Annotated in this window: 16 protein-coding genes; 7 read left to right on the top strand and 9 right to left on the bottom strand. The window is 62.0% G+C overall.

Annotated elements, in window-relative coordinates; all coding sequences use genetic code 11:
• Window positions 1-6 precede the first annotated feature (6 nt).
• From AC4CWH_RS00700 to AC4CWH_RS00685, 4 genes are all read right to left on the bottom strand, one after another.
• Window positions 7-468: a tripartite tricarboxylate transporter TctB family protein gene (locus AC4CWH_RS00700; RefSeq protein WP_491283710.1), complete on the bottom strand. Its 462-nt coding sequence runs from the start codon at window positions 466-468 to the stop codon at window positions 7-9.
• A 208-nt stretch (window positions 469-676) separates the two neighbouring features.
• Complete coding sequence (locus AC4CWH_RS00695) at window positions 677-1,660, bottom strand: tripartite tricarboxylate transporter substrate-binding protein (protein WP_491319971.1); 984 nt, start codon at window positions 1,658-1,660, stop codon at window positions 677-679.
• A 211-nt stretch (window positions 1,661-1,871) separates the two neighbouring features.
• Window positions 1,872-3,236, bottom strand: a complete 1,365-nt coding sequence (locus AC4CWH_RS00690) for a sigma-54-dependent transcriptional regulator (RefSeq protein WP_491283708.1) — start codon at window positions 3,234-3,236, stop codon at window positions 1,872-1,874.
• 9 nt (window positions 3,237-3,245) lie between these two features.
• Window positions 3,246-5,156 carry a sensor histidine kinase gene (locus AC4CWH_RS00685; RefSeq protein WP_491319970.1) on the bottom strand — a complete coding sequence of 637 codons (1,911 nt, stop codon included), beginning with the start codon at window positions 5,154-5,156 and terminating at the stop codon, window positions 3,246-3,248.
• Between the two features lie 299 nt (window positions 5,157-5,455).
• On the opposite strand from AC4CWH_RS00685, the gene AC4CWH_RS00680 reads away from it, so the two are divergent.
• A complete protein-coding gene (locus tag AC4CWH_RS00680; protein WP_491283706.1) occupies window positions 5,456-5,662 on the top strand; it encodes a hypothetical protein in 207 nt (68 codons plus the stop codon).
• A gap of 70 nt (window positions 5,663-5,732) precedes the next feature.
• Here the strand turns inward: AC4CWH_RS00680 and AC4CWH_RS00675 are convergent, their stop codons facing one another.
• Window positions 5,733-6,239: a ferritin-like domain-containing protein gene (locus tag AC4CWH_RS00675; RefSeq protein ID WP_491283705.1), complete on the bottom strand. Its 507-nt coding sequence runs from the start codon at window positions 6,237-6,239 to the stop codon at window positions 5,733-5,735.
• Between the two features lie 174 nt (window positions 6,240-6,413).
• Between AC4CWH_RS00675 and AC4CWH_RS00670 the strand changes: the two genes are divergently transcribed.
• Both AC4CWH_RS00670 and AC4CWH_RS00665 read left to right on the top strand, forming a co-directional pair.
• Window positions 6,414-6,569 (top strand): hypothetical protein, encoded by a 156-nt coding sequence (locus AC4CWH_RS00670; protein ID WP_491283704.1) that lies wholly within the window; start codon window positions 6,414-6,416, stop codon window positions 6,567-6,569.
• A 137-nt stretch (window positions 6,570-6,706) separates the two neighbouring features.
• Window positions 6,707-8,242, top strand: a complete 1,536-nt coding sequence (locus AC4CWH_RS00665; RefSeq protein WP_491319969.1) for a phospholipase D-like domain-containing protein — start codon at window positions 6,707-6,709, stop codon at window positions 8,240-8,242.
• On the opposite strand, the gene AC4CWH_RS00660 is transcribed toward AC4CWH_RS00665, so the two are convergent.
• The gene (locus AC4CWH_RS00660) at window positions 8,216-9,163 is read right to left on the bottom strand and encodes a lysylphosphatidylglycerol synthase domain-containing protein (protein WP_491319968.1); all 948 of its coding nucleotides are present in this window, start codon (window positions 9,161-9,163) and stop codon (window positions 8,216-8,218) included. The two genes, AC4CWH_RS00665 and AC4CWH_RS00660, sit on opposite strands and share 27 nt — an antisense overlap.
• Window positions 9,164-9,258: 95 nt before the next feature.
• On the opposite strand from AC4CWH_RS00660, the gene AC4CWH_RS00655 reads away from it, so the two are divergent.
• On the top strand, window positions 9,259-10,014 hold the full coding sequence (locus AC4CWH_RS00655; RefSeq protein WP_491319967.1) for an endonuclease/exonuclease/phosphatase family protein: 756 nt from the start codon (window positions 9,259-9,261) through the stop codon (window positions 10,012-10,014).
• Here the strand turns inward: AC4CWH_RS00655 and AC4CWH_RS00650 are convergent.
• Window positions 10,011-10,217, bottom strand: coding sequence for a hypothetical protein (locus tag AC4CWH_RS00650; RefSeq protein ID WP_491319966.1), 207 nt, complete (start codon window positions 10,215-10,217; stop codon window positions 10,011-10,013). The two genes, AC4CWH_RS00655 and AC4CWH_RS00650, sit on opposite strands and share 4 nt — an antisense overlap.
• 33 nt (window positions 10,218-10,250) lie before the next feature.
• Window positions 10,251-10,514: a hypothetical protein gene (locus AC4CWH_RS00645; RefSeq protein WP_491319965.1), complete on the bottom strand. Its 264-nt coding sequence runs from the start codon at window positions 10,512-10,514 to the stop codon at window positions 10,251-10,253.
• Window positions 10,515-10,858: 344 nt separating this feature from the next.
• Here AC4CWH_RS00645 and AC4CWH_RS00640 point away from each other — a divergent pair, with 344 nt between their 5' ends.
• On the top strand, window positions 10,859-12,298 hold the full coding sequence (locus tag AC4CWH_RS00640; RefSeq protein WP_491319964.1) for a cytochrome ubiquinol oxidase subunit I: 1,440 nt from the start codon (window positions 10,859-10,861) through the stop codon (window positions 12,296-12,298).
• The gene (gene cydB / locus AC4CWH_RS00635; RefSeq protein ID WP_491319963.1) at window positions 12,288-13,292 is read left to right on the top strand and encodes a cytochrome d ubiquinol oxidase subunit II; all 1,005 of its coding nucleotides are present in this window, start codon (window positions 12,288-12,290) and stop codon (window positions 13,290-13,292) included. The genes AC4CWH_RS00640 and cydB overlap by 11 nt, the downstream gene beginning before the upstream one ends.
• A 133-nt stretch (window positions 13,293-13,425) precedes the next feature.
• On the opposite strand, the gene AC4CWH_RS00630 is transcribed toward cydB, so the two are convergent.
• Entirely contained in the window at window positions 13,426-14,016 is a 591-nt protein-coding gene (locus AC4CWH_RS00630; RefSeq protein ID WP_491319962.1) for a helix-turn-helix domain-containing protein, read from the bottom strand.
• A gap of 104 nt (window positions 14,017-14,120) precedes the next feature.
• Between AC4CWH_RS00630 and AC4CWH_RS00625 the strand changes: the two genes are divergently transcribed.
• Window positions 14,121-15,482, top strand: a complete 1,362-nt coding sequence (locus AC4CWH_RS00625; RefSeq protein WP_491319961.1) for an LLM class flavin-dependent oxidoreductase — start codon at window positions 14,121-14,123, stop codon at window positions 15,480-15,482.

The following is a 15,482-nucleotide window of genomic DNA, read 5'->3' as shown; positions in this document are numbered from 1 at the left end:
TGCGTCCTAATAACCGAGCCAGGGACCAAAGCTGCGGAAAGGCAGTCCGAGGCCGTAACTGAAGACGAGCACGGAAAACACCGTGATGGCGGCAGACAGCACAAGCGCCATCAAGGGCTTCATGCGCGATGACGCGAAGGAAGCGATGAAGGCGGCCATGAACAGCGCCGGTACAAAACCGAGCCCGCGCACCGTAAAGCCGAAGACGATTGGCGCCGGCAGGATGAAAATGAGGCCGCGCCAGGCAATGGCGCCGACACCTTCATGCACCGTGCGCAGCGACTGGATGACGATGATGGCCCCCAGCAGAATGAGGGCGCTCGCAAGAACGAGCGGAAAATAACCCGGCCCCATGCGGAAGGCCGTTCCCAACTGAAGCCCCAGCGACTGCAGGGCAAAGAACAGCCCGAGCGCCACGAAGATTGCGCCGCAGAGCGCATTTGTCCGGTCGATTTTTATGGATTTCATGGTGTCCCCAATGATTGGAACCGCGGGCGAGACGATATCCCATCCGGCTGCCGTCACCGTCTCCCCGCCCAAACGGGGAGACGGACATTGCCGCGCCACCTCACGCCCCCACGCGAGGCGGCGCGCCGGCCCGCCTCCCCTTCACAGCCTGCGATCGGAAAAGACGCGACGCGAGAAAAGGGAGAGTGGGCGGTTGTGCCGAAAAAACTTAGTCGGCGTACTGGCCGGCGCCTTCGATGACAGGCTTCCAGCGGGTGATTTCGCTTTCAAGCTTTGCCTTCAGCGCAACGGGCGTCGCGTCACTGGCCGACGAGGGTGCGGTGCCGAGTTCTGCGAAGCGGGCGGCCACATTCGGGTCCTTCAGGGCCACCTGCAGCGCCTTGGAGAGACGTTCCGTCGCCTCTTTCGGCGTACCCTTCGGGGCATAGATGCCGTGCCAGATGCCAACCTCAAAGCCGGCCAAGCCGCCTTCAACCGCCGTCGGCACATCCTTCAGCACGTCGAGGCGCTTGGGCGAAGTCACCGCATAAGCCTTGATGGTGCCGCCCTGGATCTGCTTGGTGGTGTTGGTGGTCTGGTCGCACATGATATCGACCTGACCGCCGAGAAGATCGGTCATTGCAGGCCCCGTGCCCTTGTAGGGAACGGTGACGAGCGGCGTCTGGATGGCGCTCATGAACAGCATGCCGCAGAGATGCGAGGCAGCGCCGATGCCGGCATTGGCAACCGTTACCGTGTCCTTGTTGGCCTTGGCGTATTCGATCAGACCCTTCAGGTCCTTGGCATCCATATCCTTGCGCGACACGATGGTCATCGGCACCTCGGTGACGAGGCCGACATATTCGAACGCGTTCAGCGTGTCATAGGCGAGCTTGCGATAGAGCGTGGCGCTGGTGGCCATGCCGATGTGGTGCAGAAGCAGCGTGTAGCCATCGCCCTCGGCGCTCGCAACGCGGCCGGCGCCGAGCGTTCCGCCGGCACCGCCGACGTTTTCGATGATGATCTGCTGGCCGAGATCCTTCGACATGGCTTCGGCAACCAGACGCGAGACCGTATCCGTGGGGCCACCGGCGGAGAACGGCACGATCATGGTGATCGAACGTTCGGGATAACCGGCCGCCTGAGATACGGTGGACGACAGGGCAAGAGCGGCAAACGCGGTTGCACAAGCGATAGCCTTGGTGATTTTCATCGACATCCTCCTCGAGATGAAATCAGATCAGTTGCCGGGGCTCCTCCTCCAGCAACCAGATGACGCCATCTGCCCCCGCAAAAGATGCCGGCGCAATCAGGCGTGACACGAGGCTGGCGTACAAATTGCGATATCGCAGTGCGTCATGGGTAGAAACCGCTACATCAGCAGTTTTTCATGTGTGGATTTCCACCCATGCGGGTTGCCGGGCCTACTCTTCCCCAAGCTCCAGAAGGCTTTCCGGCGAGAGAAGCTTCTTGTCGAGGCCGTATTTCTGCATCTTTTCGTAGAGCGTCTTGCGGCTGATTCCGAGCTGTTCATAGACCGGGCGAAGCGCCCCACCATGGGCCGCGATGGCGCTGGCGATAATGTTGCGCTCGAAGGCCGACACGCGGTCGGAAAGGCGCCCGCTTTCCGGCTTCACCAGCGCACCGCCATCGCCAGGGCGCATGTCGAGCCCCAGCACCAGCCGGTCGGCAGCATTGCGCAACTCACGCACATTGCCCGGCCAGTCGCGCTGGGCAACGGAAGCCACCACCTCCTGCGGCACCTCCATGTCGTCACGGCCATAACGCGCGCAGGCCTCGCGCACCAGCTGCAGGAAAAGAAGCGGAATATCCGGCCGGCGCTGGGCAAGCGAGGGCACGCGCACGGTTGCGACGTTCAGCCGGTAGAACAGGTCCGCCCGAAAGCGGCCGGCCGCCACCTCCGCCTCCAGATCCACCTTGCTCGTTGCGATGAAACGCACGTCGAGACCCACCGTCTCGTTGGAGCCGAGCCTTGTGATCACCCGCTCCTGCAGCACCCGCAGGAATTTTGCCTGCAGGTCGAACGGCATGGAGCCGATTTCATCGAGCAGGATGGTGCCGCCGCGGCCATGCTCGAACTTTCCAAAGCGCGGACGAAGGGCGCCGGGGAAGGCGCCGGCCTCATGGCCGAACAGTTCGCTTTCAATCAGGTTTTCCGGCAGGGCGGCGCAGTTGATAGCGATGAACGGTTTGTTGGCGCGCGCACTCACATCATGCAGCGCCCGCGCCACCACTTCCTTGCCCGCGCCTGTGTCTCCGATGACGAGCGTATCGGCATCCGTCGCCCCGATGGCGCGGATCTGGTAACGCAGGTCAACCATGCCTTGCGTGCGCCCAGGCAGCCGGCTTTCCAGATCATCCCGCTTGCCGGCAACGGCGCGCAAGCGGCGGTTTTCCAGAACGAGGCCCCGCCGGTCGAGCGCGCGGCGAATGACGCCCGACAGATGCGGCGTGGTGAACGGCTTTTCGATAAAATCATAGGCGCCCTCGCGCATCGCCTTCACCGCCAGCTGAACATCGCCGTGGCCCGTCACCAGGATCACAGGGATTTCCGCATCGAGTTCACGGATCCGCTGCATCAGCGTCATGCCATCAAGGCCGGGCATGCGAATATCGCTCACCACGACGCCATCGAAGGCATAACCGATGAGTTCCAGAACATGATCGGCGCTTGAGAGCGTCTGCACCGAAAGCCCGGATAGCTCCAGCGCCTGCGCGGTGGAGCGGCGCAGTTCTTCTTCATCGTCCACCAGCAAAACCCGCTGCATGCGTCTTCTCTATCCTTCCGCCCGCTCCCCGGCCGATTGCAACCGGATGCGAAAAACCGCCCCGCCCTCGGGGTGATCGCCGGCCTCCAGGCTGCCGCCGAAATCCTTGATGATGTTATAGGAGATGGAAAGGCCAAGTCCCAGCCCCTTGCCGACACCCTTGGTGGTGAAGAAGGGATCGAAGATACGCTCGCGGATTGCGGCCGGCACGCCGGGCCCATGATCCCGAACGGTGATCTCCACAAGGCCATCGTCACGTCTGGCGAAAATCTCGATGCGCCTGTTGTCCAGCCCCTCCACCGCATCGGCGGCATTGGTGATGATGTTGACGAGCACCTGCTGCAGGCGCACGAAACCCGCCTCCACCGCCATGTCCGGCGCCCCAAGATCAAGGACGAGCGTGGCATCCGCGGCCTTCAGGCGGGCGGCAACGATTTCCAGCGTATCGCGGATCACCTCGTCGAGCAGCACGGGGCCGAGCTTTTCATTCGGCTTGCGGGCAAAGTTGCGCAGGTGCCTGGAAATCGAGGCCATGCGGTCGATCAGCGCCGAGATGCGGCGGATATTGTCGTTTGCCTCCACCAGTCGGCCACGCTCGATGAGAACGGCAGCACTATCGGTATAGGTCTTGGCGGCCGCCAGCGGCTGGTTGAACTCGTGCGACAGCGCCGCCGACATCTGGCCGAGACCGGCAAGCTTGCCGGCCTGGATGAGATCGGCCTGCGTCTGGCGCAACTGCTGCTCGGTCAGGCGCCGTTCGGCAATTTCTTCCTCGATGCGCTCGTTGACGCGGGCAAGGTCTGCGGTGCGCTCCACCACACGCCGCTCCAGCTCGCCCTGCGCTTCGGCTTGCAAAAACAGGCGCTCGGCCAGCCGTGCGCGCCGCTGCAACAGGATGGCAAGGCCAAGGCCGGCAAGGCAGAGAAGCAGGAAGCCGGCGATAACCACGGTCTGCGCCTGCGCCCGCGCCGAGGCGGTGTCCGTCAGCACATTCACCGTCCAGCCGGCCTCCGGCATCGGCTGCGACAGCGCCACATATTCGCGCGTGCCCTGCTGTTCGGCAATGCGCACGAGGCGGTGGCCGCCCTCCAGCGTTTCAGTGATCGGCAGCGGCTTCAGCACCGCATCGGAATACCGGCGCGAGGCACTGGTGCGCGCCAGCCGCTCCGGTGTCAGCGGCAGAATGGCCTTGTAGAGCCATTCCGATGTGCCGGTCATGAAGATGATGCCCTCCGGGTCCGACACGAAGATGCGCGCATCGCCACCAACCCAGGAGGCCTCGATCGTATCGATATCCACCTTGAAGACGAGGACGCCGAGGATGCGGCCGGCAATCTCGATGGGTGAGGAAAAATAATAACCGCGCTTGGCGGACGTGGTGCCGAGCGCATAAAACCGCGCCTGCCGACCCTGTGCCGCCTCCTGGAAATACGGCCGGTAGCTGAAATTCTGGCCGATGAAGCTTGCCGGCAGTTCAAAATTGCTGGCGGCGATCGTCTCGCCATCCATCGTCATCATGTAGATGTCGGAGGATTTGAGGAGCGCGTTGATTTCGCTGAGATACCGGTTGGTGGCATGGCGTGCCACCGGATCGTTCGGCCGTTCTATCAGCGCCTCGATGGCGGGCTGGTCGGCGAGAAGTGCCGGCAGGGCCTCATAGCGGCGCAGATGCCCTTCAAGGGCTGAGACGGCGAGGCGAAGCGTGGTTGCCCCTTGTGTTTCCGCCTCGCGCAGATAACGCGTCTTGATCACCTCGCCGCCGTAGATGACGAAGAGGATGCCGATCAGCAGGATGGCGAGGACAGCACCTTGCGATGTCAGGAAACGCCGGCGTGGCCGCGCCCCGTCGGAGAGGGAGCGACCCTGGCTGTTGCTTGCCCGAAGCGCGCCCGAAAAGGCGTCCGCAGGCGCTGCCAGCATTTCTTTCCCCACCCTTTGTGTTCCTCCTGCTTTCCCCTTTCAGTTGACCTCATCTTTCCGCCACACTCAAGAGCATGAGCGTGATTGCCTTCCTTCGATCCGCAATAGAAGGACAACCGGTCAAACCACCTCGAACCGGAGTGATCCCCATCCGGCGGCGCGTTCAGGAAATCGTGAGTGTTAACCGGTTGCAATGACGGGTGATCGGGGTAGTCTTTGGTCACCGCCGGTTATCGACAAGGGCACTGGCGGCTGGAAGACGAACCGAGCTTTCGCCCTCCGTGAAGGAGGTGGAAAACGTGACCATATCGGCTGCTGAAACCACGCTTGAACCGCAGGAACTGGATTTTCTGCAGACATGCTTTGATGTGCTGCGCCGGGAACGTGGCCTTGAGGGTAACGCCCTCACCGACCGACGGGCGGCCGATAATCTCGCTGCCGAGATCATCGAGCTTTACCGCACCGGCGTTCGCGATCCTGGCGAACTGACGAGCCGGCTGACCTAACAGCGTCCACTGCACTCAAGCCCGCCGCAACACCTGTTGGCGGGCTTTATCATGTCGGCAAACATCAGCCTTAACGCTTGGCCAGAAGATCGCGTTCATCCCGCATCAGGTAAAGGCGCGTGACGACATCAAGATGGGTTTCAAGCCAAGCGGCCATCGCCATCTCCTCACTGACAATCTTCTCGAACACTTCGACGGCTTCGGTATCCCCCAGCTCGTCTGCGGCTGCAATCAGCACGCGATAGGTGGCAATTTCGGAATGTTCGAACGTGTAGATGGCCATGGTGGTTTTCACCACCTCGTCAGCGGCCAGCATGCCCGTCACCCCTTGCGCAACGACGGAAAGGCGCCCTGCCACTTCCTTCAGCACCGAGCCGCTTCCCGGCACCCGGTCGAGCAGTTTGCGCAGCGCTTCTGCCTGCGCCTCGGTTTCCATGAGGTGCTGCTGCATACGCTCGCGCAGCTCGGGATAGTTTTCGATGCGGGCGATCTGGGCGCGCAACATGGCCGTTGCCTGCACCTCCATCGCATGCGCGTCACCAAGCCAGACGATGAAATGGTCGAGGGAATGGGCCATGAACAACCTCCTTTGTCTGTGGCGGTCCGCGCCGGCCATGTGGGCAGCGCGAATTCCACCTTTGCTTTCACCCTATCGGCTGAATCAGCCGTTTCCTTGACATAGATCCGTTGCGAAAGATGGGAACGATCTCCTTCGCTTGCGGTTCAACAGACAAGCAATCAGGAGATCATCATGCCAGACCCACGCGATCCGAGCGAACAACCGCCGATGCCCTCCCCCGTCTGGGCACCCGAGCCGCCGATCAAGGAGCCTGAACCGGACCATCTGCCGGACGAAAACCCGGTACCCAATCCGGATGAAAGCCGCGAGCCGCCGGCGCAGTTCTAGACATTCGGCAAAGCGCGAACGGCGTCCCGAAAAGACACGGTCACGCGCCAGCTTATCACGATCCGAAACTTGTCGCGCGCCACGCTGGAACCGGCGCGGCGTAGCCGCGTTCTGTGACCAACAGAGAGATCCAGAAGGTGACGATCGTGGACGTGAGCATGCGCAGCGCCAGCCATACCCAGATGAGCCAGACGCAGATGGACCAGGCCCATACGAAAAAGTCCGGCTCCATCATCCGCACCGGGCGCAATGCGTGGCGCGAGGCGACAGCCAGCCGCGCCGCCTTTCTCGTGGATGGTGCCGAGTATTACCAGCGCCTCGAGCACGTGTTGAAGAAAGCCGAAAAATCCATCTTCATCATCGGCTGGGATTTCAACCCGCATATCCGCCTTGACCCGCAAACGGACGGCAGCCCGACGCTTGGCGAAATCCTGCGCGCGCAGGTGGAGGCGCAGGAAGGACTTGTAGTGCGCATCCTCGTCTGGGGCATGGGACCGATCTATTCCGGCAAGAGCCTGAAACTGTTCCAGAAGACCGGCTGGAACGACCATCCGCGCATCCGCCTCGAATTCGATTTCCGCCATCCCATCCGTGCAAGCCACCACCAGAAGATGGTGGCGGTTGATGATGCCGTGGCTTTCCTCGGCGGCATAGACTTGACCGCCCGCCGCTGGGATGACCGCCGCCACACCATTCCCAATCCCCTGCGCTGCTCGCCGGATGGCACCTGCTACGGTCCGGTGCATGACCTTCAGGCGATCCTTGCCGGCGACGGCGCAAGGCTTGTGGGCGACGGTGCCCGCAAACGCTGGAAGCGCGCAACCGGCGAGGCGCTGGAGGCGGATCCCGGCAATGCCGAGCTGCTCTGGCCCCAGGATCTTGCCCCTTCGCTCACCGATTGCCCCGTAGCACTTGCACTGACCGAACCGCTTCTGTGGAACGGCAGGCGCGGCCGCCGCGACGCTGTGCAACTGACCCATGATGCCCTGCGCGCGGCGCACCGCCACATCTATCTGGAATCGCAATATCTGGCTTCATTTACCGTGGCGCGCACGCTGGCTGACCGGCTGCAGGAACCGGATGGCCCGGAAATCATCATTCTCGTGACGCGGGAATCGCACGGGCTGTTGGAAAAACTGATGATGGGCCACAACCGCAACCGGCTGATCCGCCGGCTGAAGCGGCAGGACCGCTACAATCGCCTGCGGGTGTTCTATGCCGTGACGCGCGATGGCGAGGGCCAGGAGACGGAAATCATCGTTCATTCCAAGCTGGTGGTGATCGACGACCGGTTCGTGCGCATCGGCTCGTCCAACCTCAACAACCGCTCGGAAGGACTGGATACGGAATCCGATATCGCTTTTGAACCCACAAGCGAGGAAGGCCGCCGCGCCATCACGGCGCTGCGCGATGACCTGATTGCCGAACATCTGAATGCAAGCCCGGCCGAAATTTCCGCCGCCATTGCCGAGACCGGATCGCTGATCCGCACCATCGAGCAGTTCAACAGCAAGCCCCGCGGCCTCAGGCCCTTCGTGATCGATGCCAAGGGCGAGACGGACTCGCTGATCGGCACATCGCTTGCCGATCCGCGCCGGCCGTTCTGGCCCTTCCGCCAGCTGAAGGTTGGCACCCGCTGGGCGCTGTCACGCCTGACGCGCAGCTTCACCTGAAGGAGTGGGCGCTGCCGGCAAACGGCGGAAATAAGCCTCGGAGATCAGGAAGACCGGCACGCCGATCAGCAGCGGAATGAAGTAATAAAGCACCCGGAACGCAACCAGCGCCCCGATTGAGGCGCTGGCCGGCAGCAGCAGCAACATCGTGGCCTCCAGTACGCCAAGCCCGCCTGGCACGTGGCTCAGCATCGCGGCGATGGTCGCAGTCACATAAGATGCAGCCACCTGCAGGTAACCTGCATCCGTGAAGGTCTTCAGCAACTGGTCGAGCGCACCGGCGACGCAACCAAAATTGACCGTGCCGACGACGATCTGCGCAAGGCACATCGGCGTTGTCGGCATTTCCATGCGAAACGAGCGGAATTTGAGCGGCGGCCTGCCCCAGATGGAGCAGATCACATAGGCCACTGGATAGGCCAGAAACGCCAGCCCCACCCAGAAGCGCCCGGACGCATCGAGATCGAGCAGGCTTTCGCCCGTCGGCGGCATGAAAAGAAGGGTAATGGCGGCAAGCATGCTGAGGCCGAGAAGCACGGTTGCCCCGCAAAACAGGATGACTTTTGCCACCTCATCGCCCGAAAGCCCCCAGCGCGTATAAAAACGATAACGTACCGCACCGCTTGAAAGCGCAGCGCCTCCGACATTGTGGCCAATCGACAGGGCCGTGAACGAGGCAAGCGCCGCCCGCCTGAACGGTTGCGGCCGGCCGACATAACGCAGGGCCAGCCAGTCGAAGCCGGACAGGCAGAGATAGGAGGCGGCGACAAACAGCGAGGCGGTCAAAAGTCGCCATGGCGGGATCATCGCCAGAGAACTGCGGATGTCCTCAAGGCTGTAGCGGCTGAGGCTTCGATAGACCAGGACAGCGGCAATACAGATGATGGCGACAACGAGTATTCGAATGATCTGCCGCGTCACGTCGGCTCCTTTTCAGGATATGATTTCGGCAGGCTGCCGAAGGACTGGTTTCAAGCCGAGGGAACGAAACGCGGGGTAAAGGGGTTCCCTGCCTCATGATTGAACCTGTACCAGATACGGGCGCAGCGGAGCGCCGGACCATCCGCATTCTGAGTTACAACGTTCACAGTTGCGTGGGCACGGACCGAAGGCTCGATCCGGGCCGCGTCGCCGATATGATCGCGCAGATTTCTCCCGACATTATCGGCCTGCAGGAACTGGATGTCGGCCGCAAACGCAGCGGCGGCATCGACCAGGCCGAAGCGATTGCCAGCCGGCTGAAGATGGATTTCCAGTTTCACCCGGCGCTCAGCGTCGAGGAGGAACGGTATGGCGATGCACTGCTGACCGCCTTTCCGATGCGCCTACGCCGTGCTGGGGCGCTTGCCTCCATCGGGGAACCCCGCGGCGCGCTCTGGGCTGAGATCGACATTCACGGCAAGCCTGTTCAGGTGTTTAACACCCATCTCGGGCTTTTGCGCCGTGACAGGCTGCGCCAGGCGGAGGAGCTCATTGGACCGGACTGGCTCGGCCATGCGGAGGCACGGGACAAGCCCACCATCCTGATCGGTGATTTCAACTCCATCCCGGCTTCTGGCGCCTATAAAACGCTCGCGGCCCGGATGCACGATGTACGTAAGCATGCGGGCGGGTTTGCCAGGCCGACATTTCCCTCGCGGTTTCCCCTGCTGCGGCTCGATCACATCTTCGTCTCGGGCGGCCCGCGGATCGTGATGGCGGAGGCGATATCGACGCCACTTGCGCGGCGCGCCTCCGACCATCTGCCGCTGCTTGCGACTGTGGAGGTTTAGCGGTTGGCACGCCCACGCTGGGCGGGATCGATGCTGCCATCAGCGCGGGTATCGTTGTCGATATCGCCTTCGACGCTGTTTTCGCCCTTGATCGGCCCTTCGCCGACGTGGCGATCAAGCCCCTTGGATTGACCGATGCCGGGATCACGCTTTAAATCAGCGTCACTCGGCGTGCCCGCCTTGAAATGCTGGTTACCGGACATGATTGTCCTCCTTGCTTGTTTTGCTGCTCCCGCTCAGTCGCGCGCCACGAACTTGTTGAAGCGGCTGGTTTTTCCGCCCTTGGTTTCATCCTGATAGAGGAAGGCGAGTTCGTTCTCCTCAAATATCGAGAAGAAGTCCTCCCATTTTATCTCTTCGAGATTGTCTTCCGGCTCACCGAAATCGACGCGCAGAATGCCGCCCTCGCCGGCGCCCTTGACGCGGGCGGGGTGCCCACCGCGCTCCTCGATCCAGCGGCGAATGGTGTCGTGATCAGTGGTTTGAACGGCTTCACTCATCTGACGGTCCTCCTTTCAGATATTTCAACCGAACCCATCGACCGCGGCTAGGTTCCGGCATTTGTTGCGTGGTGTGATGTCCCTTCAGGCTGTGGAACTTTTGCCCGCTGCTGCGGTTGAGGCGCCGTTGCCTGCGGGGCATCGCCGGCAGCGTCAATCCACCCTCCCCGCCGGGGCGTTTGCCTTCACCCGAAAGGCGCCTCTTCTTTGAGGGTGTGACACTTTGCCTGCCGTGATAGGCTGGCCTGCGGCAACGCCACACATTGTGCATTGCAGCAGATGCCACGAGACTGCTTTTACCAGCGCCCCATAGCCACGGGGTCGGACAAAGAGCGAGTGCCCCCATGTTTGAAAATTTCGATGCCACGATACTGGCGCGAATACAGTTCGCCTTCACCGTTTCCTTCCACATCATCTTTCCGGCCTTCTCCATCGGCCTTGCAAGTTACCTTGCCGTGCTGGAAGGCCTGCATCTGTGGACGAAGAAACCCGTCTACATCGAGCTGTTCGATTTCTGGAAAACGATCTTTGCGCTTGCCTTCGGCATGGGCGTCGTCTCCGGCATCGTCATGTCCTACCAGTTCGGCACGAACTGGAGCGTGTTTTCCGACAAGGCAGGCCCGGTCATCGGCCCGCTGATGGGTTATGAAGTGCTCTCGGCTTTTTTCCTGGAAGCCGGGTTCCTCGGGGTCATGCTGTTCGGGCGCAAGCGCGTCGGCCCGGCGTTGCATTTCTTTGCGACCCTGATGGTGGCCCTCGGCACGCTGATGTCGGCCATCTGGATCCTGGCGGTAAATTCCTGGATGCAGACGCCGGCGGGCTTTGCCGTCAACGATGTCGGCCAATTCGTTCCGACCGACTGGTGGGAGGTGATCTTCAACCCGTCCTTTCCCTATCGTTTCGTCCACATGGTGCTGGCGGCCTATCTCACCACGGCGCTCGTCGTCGGCGCGGTCGGCGGCTATCACCTGCTGCGCCGCACGGCACCGCTTCGCGCCGGCACGATGTTTTCCATGGCGATGGGCATGATTTCGGTCGTCGCGCCGCTGCAGATCTTTGCCGGTGACGAACATGGGCTCAACACGCTGGAGCACCAGCCGGTGAAGATCATGGCGATGGAAGGCCATTACGACAGCCATCCGGATGGCGCGCCGCTCGTTCTGTTCGGCATCCCGAACCCCGCGGAAAAGCGCATTGATTACGCCGTCGAGATCCCGAAACTTTCCAGCCTGATCCTGAAGCACGATCTCAATGCACCGCTATCGGGCCTCGATACGGTGCCGGATGAGCTGGAGCCGCCGGTCACCGTGGTGTTCTGGTCGTTCCGCGTCATGGTGGGGCTTGGTTTTGCCATGCTGGGCCTTGGGCTCTGGAGCCTTTACTGTCGTTTCCGGCACACGCTGTACAAGGCAAGCGGGCTGCATCGGCTGGCCGTCTTGATGGGTCCTGCCGGTTTTGTGGCGGTGCTGGCGGGGTGGATCACAACGGAAGTCGGCCGCCAGCCCTATACGGTCTATGGCCAGCTTTTGACGGCGCAGTCGATTTCGCCGGTCTCGGCACCGGCCGTCGCCTCGTCGCTTATCGCCTTTGTCATCGTCTATTTCCTCGTTTTCGGCGCCGGCACATTCTACATCCTGCGCCTGATGGGCCGCCTGCCGCGGGACCCCGAAGGCCATCTTGGCCAGGGGCCGATCCGCACCGCCGGCATCACGCCGGCCTCCGGCCTTGCCGAACAGCACATCACCCATTCAGCCTCTCACGGAGGTGCCCGTCATGGCGCTTGATCTTCCTTTCATCTGGGCCGCCATCATTGCCTTTGCCGTGCTGGCCTATGTCGTGCTCGACGGGTTCGACCTCGGCGTCGGCATCCTCTTTCCGTTCTTTGACAAAAAGCACGACCGCGACGTGATGATGAATTCGGTGGCGCCCGTCTGGGATGGCAACGAAACCTGGCTGGTGCTCGGCGGCGGCGGGCTGCTGGCCGTCTTTCCTCTTGCCTATGCCACCATCCTGCCGGCCCTCTATGCGCCCTTGATCGCCATGCTGCTGGCACTGATCTTTCGCGGTGTGGCGTTTGAATATCGCTGGCGTTCGAAGCGGGCCGAACGGCTATGGGACCGGGCCTTTGCCGGTGGCTCCATCGTCGCTTCCTTCTGCCAAGGGGTGGCGCTTGGTGCGCTGGTACAGGGCATTCCGGTGGTCAACCGCGCTTATGCCGGTGGATGGTGGGACTGGCTGACGCCGTTTTCCATCGCAACCGGCTTTGCCGTTCTTGTCGGTTATGCGCTTCTTGGGGCGACATGGCTGGTAATGCGCACGACGGGAGAACTTGCCGATCGCGCCCGCCGGTTCGCCTTTGCATCGGCCATCCTGACCGTCATTGCCATGGCAAGCGTCAGCCTGTGGACGCCCTTCCTCAAGCCGGAATATCTCGACCGCTGGTTCCGCTATCCAACCGCGATCTTCAGCGTGGCTGTTCCGCTGCTGGTGATCGGCTGCCTTTATGGTCTGCTGAACGGGTTGAAGACAAAACATGACAGCCGCCCGTTCATTGCCGCGCTTGGGCTTTTCGTGTTTGCCTATATCGGCATCGGCATCAGCTTTTATCCCTATATCGTGCCAACATCCGTGACGATCTGGGATGCCGCAGCCCCCGACAAGAGCCTTGCCTTCCTGCTGGTCGGCGCTGCCGTTCTGGTGCCGGCCATCCTTGCCTACACGGCCTATGCCTACTGGGTATTTCGCGGCAAGGTGGATCCGGAAGAGGGATATCACTGATGGCACCGAAAATGGCCCGGCAGATCGGCTGGTTCGTCGCGCTCTGGGTTGCCGGGGTGTTGAGCGTCGGCGTCGTCGGGCTGATCATCAAGCTGTGGCTTGGGGCTTAAGCCCGATCTCACACGGCGGTGGATTACCGCCGTGTGAGCGCGATCAGATACCGGGATGGTTCCTTGCCCGGATTGAAGAACACGCAAGCGCTCGGCGGGCCAAGCTCCAGACAGTCACCGGGCGAAAGATGATGGAGCGTGCCGCCCTCATCGAAATCCAGTTGCCCTGACAGAAGCCAGATCTGCTGGCGCTGGAAGGCAAAGGCCGATGCCGGATAGGGAATGCGCACGCCGGTGGGCAGCGTCACCTCGATCAGTTCCAGAAGTCCGCCATTGGGCAGCGAGACCGCGCGGCGCTTATAGCCGGTTTCCGGGTCGGTCCAGACCGGTTGATCGCCAGCCCGCGACAGGCGGTCACCGGCCCGCTCGGCCAGCGCCAGAAGAACCGAAAGCGGCAGGCCAAAGGCGCCGGACAGGCGTCCAAGCACGGTTGCGGTCGGGCTCGCCTCGGAGCGCTCGATCTTGCTGATCATCGCCTTGGAGACGCCGGACCGTTCGGCGAGATCGGACAGCGACCAGCCGCGATTTTCCCGCTCCAGCCGCAACCGTTCGGCAATCGCTTCGCCGCTTAAGCTCTGCGGGGCGGAAGCCCCTCGATTATCCGCACCGTCCATGCTTGCATTTCCTCAAATTCGTCTCTTATAGTGGACGAAAGCAACCCTATACGAAACATAAAATGGGCTGCAAACCATTTAACCGGGAAAACCGGAGGGGAACAATGCGCGAAATCCGCTTCAATGCCTTCGACATGAACACGGTCGGTCATATCCAGCACGGCCTGTGGCGGCATCCGCGCGACCAGTCGCACCGCTATAACGACATCACCTACTGGATGGACACGGCAAAGCGGCTGGAGGCCGGGCTGTTCGACGGGATCTTTTTTGCCGATGTCTCCGGTGTTTATGACGTGCTGGGCGCCAGTGCGGATGCGGCAATCCGCGGTGCGGTTCAGGTGCCCGTCAACGACCCGATGATGCTGGTGCCGGCCATGGCCGCCGTCACCAAACATCTCGGCTTTGGCGTCACGGCAAACCTCACCTACGAGCCGCCCTTCCTGTTTGCCCGGCGCATGTCGACGCTCGATCACCTGACGGGAGGGCGCATCGGCTGGAATATCGTCACCGGTTATCTCGACAGCGCCGCCCGCGCCAATGGCCTTGAGGGTCAGATGGCGCATGATGATCGCTACGATCTCGCCGACGAATACATGGAAATCATGTACCGCCTGTGGGAGGAAAGCTGGGAGGACGATGCGGTGGTGTTTGACCGCGCCGGGGGCCTTTATGCCGATCCGGCAAAGGTTCACAGGATCCGCCACGAGGGCAAACAATACCGGCTGGATGCGATGCATCTTTGCGAGCCCTCGCCGCAGCGCACGCCGGTGCTGTACCAGGCGGGTTCCTCCCCGCGCGGACGAAAATTTGCCGCAACGCATGCCGAATGCGTCTTCGTCAACGGCCAGAAGATCGACGGCGTGAAGGCGATCGTCGACGATATCCGCGCAAGGGCGGTCGAGGTCGGCCGCGTGGCTGACGATATCAAGGTGTTCATGGGCGCCACCATCGTCACCGGGCGCACGGATGCCGAGGCGCGGGAGAAATTTGAGGATTACCGGCGTTATGTCAGTTCGGAGGCCGCCCTTGTGCATGCGGCCGCCTCGATGGGCATCGATTTTTCGAAATACGATCCGGATGAGCCGATCGAAACAGGCAAAAGCAATGCCATCACCTCGAATGTCGAGGCGATGACGCGCTCGGCCGGTCCGCAATGGACGCGCCGCAAGCTGCTGGAACAGATGGTACTGGGCAGCAGGCAGGCGCCGATGGTGGGCGCCGCCGAGGATATTGCCGGGCAGTTGATCGACTGGAGCGAGAACGCCGGCATCGACGGGTTCAACCTGTCGCGCACTGTCGTCCCGGAATGTTTTGACGATATCATCGATCTCATCGTGCCGATCCTTCAGGAGCGCGGCGTCTACAAGACCGCCTATGCGGAAGGGCCGATGCGGCAAAAGCTGTTTGGCATGCCGCGCCTTCCCGCAAGGCACGTGGCGGCCAGCTACCGTGCGAAAAACGCCTGA

Source organism: Neorhizobium sp. PAMB6716, from assembly GCF_058242805.1.
This window is presented reverse-complemented; position numbering and strand designations above follow the sequence as displayed.